This window comes from Ruegeria sp. CL3 (genome assembly GCF_056536505.1).
In genome coordinates, this window is sequence record NZ_JBQFPT010000033.1 from 1 (window position 1) to 1,145 (window position 1,145).

General features: G+C 58.8%; 1 protein-coding gene. It reads left to right on the forward strand.

What is annotated here, in order from left to right; all coding sequences use genetic code 11:
* Positions 1-1,145 (forward strand): elongation factor Tu (gene tuf, locus ACR0NO_RS22145; protein ID WP_480725718.1); only part of this gene is annotated, 1,145 nt, incomplete at both ends.

Consider the following 1,145-nt stretch of genomic DNA (forward strand, 5'->3'; position numbering starts at 1 on the left):
ATGGCAAAGGAAAAGTTTGAGCGTACAAAACCGCACGTCAACATCGGCACGATTGGCCACGTTGACCACGGCAAGACGACGCTGACCGCAGCGATCACCAAATATTTTGGTGACTTCAAAGCGTATGACCAGATTGACGGTGCGCCGGAAGAGAAAGCGCGCGGCATCACCATCTCGACCGCCCACGTGGAATACGAGACCGAGAACCGCCACTACGCGCACGTTGACTGCCCCGGCCACGCCGACTACGTCAAGAACATGATCACTGGTGCTGCTCAGATGGACGGCGCGATCCTGGTTGTGAACGCCGCTGACGGCCCGATGCCGCAGACCCGCGAGCACATCCTGCTGGGCCGCCAGGTTGGCATCCCGAAGATGGTTGTGTTCCTGAACAAAGTTGACCAGGTTGACGACGAAGAGCTGCTGGAACTGGTTGAGATGGAAGTTCGCGAACTGCTGTCCAGCTACGAATACCCTGGCGACGATATTCCGATCATCGCAGGTTCGGCTCTGGCCGCGATGGAAGGCAACAAGCCTGAGATCGGTGAAGAGAAGATCAAGGAACTGATGGCGGCTGTTGATGAGTACATCGACACCCCTGAGCGTGCTGTTGACCAGCCGTTCCTGATGCCGATTGAAGACGTGTTCTCGATCTCGGGTCGTGGTACCGTTGTTACGGGTCGTGTTGAGCGTGGCGTGATCAACGTTGGTGACGAGATTGAAATCGTCGGCATCCGCGACACTTCGAAAACCACCTGCACCGGCGTTGAAATGTTCCGCAAGCTGCTGGACCGCGGTGAAGCAGGCGACAACATCGGTGCCCTGCTGCGTGGTGTCGACCGTGACGGCGTTGAGCGTGGCCAGGTTCTGTGTAAGCCGGGTTCGGTTACACCGCACACCAAGTTCGAAGCCGAAGCCTACATCCTGACCAAGGAAGAAGGCGGTCGTCACACTCCGTTCTTCGCGAACTACCGTCCTCAGTTCTACTTCCGTACAACTGACGTGACCGGCACCGTGACCCTGGCAGAAGGCACCGAGATGGTCATGCCCGGCGACAACGTGTCGTTCGGCGTTGAGCTGATCGCACCGATCGCGATGGAGCAGGGCCTGCGCTTCGCGATCCGCGAAGGCGGCCGCACCGTCGG